The sequence below is a fragment of the Bacillus sp. GMs2/2 genome, from assembly GCF_050172095.1.
GTDB classification, from domain to species: Bacteria; Bacillota; Bacilli; order Bacillales; family Bacillaceae_G; genus Bacillus_A; species Bacillus_A cereus.
Map to the genome: position 1 here is coordinate 1 of NZ_JBNLYE010000599.1, position 1,789 is coordinate 1,789.

Sequence of the window (1,789 nt, forward strand, 5' to 3'; positions counted from 1 at the left end):
TAAATCTAACATATTTTTTTTAGTTGATTGTCATTGTGGTACAACCGTGTATACATTTACCAAACAAACTACATAGTTTAAATTAGTAAAATATATTGAGAGGAAGGAAATAAATCTATGAAAGTCATAATTTTGTGTGGCGGAAAAGGGCTTCGGATGCAAGGAATTTTAGAGGACATTCCCAAACCATTAGTTCGAGTTCAAGGAAAGCCTCTCCTCTTGCATATAATGAATTGGTATAGAAAATATGGACATTCTGATTTCATTTTGCCCTTAGGATATAAAGGTGAGAAAATTAAGGAATATTTTATGGACTTTAGCTGGAAAGAGAATGACTTTAGTTTGAATTTTAAAACCAGTCAATATACGCTACTTCAGAAATTAGAAAATTGGAATATACACTTTATAGATACAGGAATTGATACAATGACCGGGGCAAGACTAAAAAAACTTGAATCCTTTGTACAGGGTGAAACCTTTTTATTAACTTATGGTGACGGATTAGCCAATATAGATATTGATCAACTAATAGCATTCCATAAAGAAAAAGGAAAAATTGCTACATTAACTGGAATTAAAAAAAATAGTCAATACGGCCTATTGGCGGTCGAAGATGGAATTGCTATTGATTTTAAAGAAAAACCATTACTTGATGAAGTAATTAATGGCGGTTTTTTTGTATTTAACAAAGAAATATTCGATTATTTAAGTAATAATGATGATTGTGTTCTAGAAGAAGATCCTCTTCGAAATTTAATAAAAGACAATGAGCTCGCAGTCTATGAACACAATGACTTTTGGGCTAGTGTCGATACACCTAAAGATTTAAAAACTGTAAATGAAAGTTGGAATCCAAATAAATTTTAGTGGAGAGGACTGAATAAGCATTGAACTCTAATGATAAAAAAATAAGTTTACCTCGATTGTATATCCCCTCTAATGAGAAAATAGTTAACCCACTTTCAACAGGAATTAAAGCTTCAAATCTCTCCAAAAAAAATACTCAAAAAAGAATTGATCCCCAATTCTATAATCAACAACATGATCTAAATAATCATTTCTGCGTCATTGTAGGTAGTGAGTATGTCTTGAAAATTATTGCTTTACAGCAATCATTAATGCAGTACTCAGAAAAATTCACATTGTGGATTTGTTGTATAGATCCTTTTGCATATTCACTATTAAAAGAAATGAGTTTAATTAATGTAAACCTTTTACAAGTTGAAGAATTGGAAGATCGTGAACTAAAAGCAATTAAGAGAAAAAGAAAAGTAAATGAATATTGTTGGACTTTAAAATCTGTCTTGATAGAATATTTATTGGTCAATTATGATTTACCATCTATTCTATATTGTGATGGTGATTTATGCTTTTTCTCTGACCCTAATATTATTTTTGAGGAATGGGGTGACCATTCTATTTTCCTAACCCCCCAAAGAGATCGTGATTGGGTAGAAAAAATGTATGGAAAATATCAGGCTGGTCTAATTGGATTTAAGAATGATCTCTATGGACTAAAAAGTGTAAGATGGTGGAAAAATAAATGTATAGATTGGTGCAGTGCCGAGGCTGAGGAAGGGAAATTTGGAGACCAAAAGTATTTAGATTATATCCCTATATATTTTCCAAAAGTAAAAATTTCAAATAACTTAGGTATAAATGCTGCGCCTTGGAACTGTATATATAATAACGATTATAAAATTGATAAGACTAAAAACGATATATTTATTGAAAACGACAAACTAGTTGTTTACCATTTTGCATGTATTACTATCTTTACTGAAAATGA

1 protein-coding gene and 1 pseudogene are annotated in these 1,789 nt (G+C 30.4%); both read left to right on the top strand.

The annotated features are described in order from the left end of the window. Window positions 1–117: 117 nt before the first annotated feature. Window positions 118–867 (top strand): sugar phosphate nucleotidyltransferase, encoded by a 750-nt coding sequence (locus ACQGS6_RS27760; RefSeq protein WP_000864432.1) that lies wholly within the window; start codon window positions 118–120, stop codon window positions 865–867. Between the two features lie 20 nt (window positions 868–887). Further along, window positions 888–1,789, top strand: a pseudogene (locus ACQGS6_RS27765) (glycosyl transferase); the annotation flags it as partial.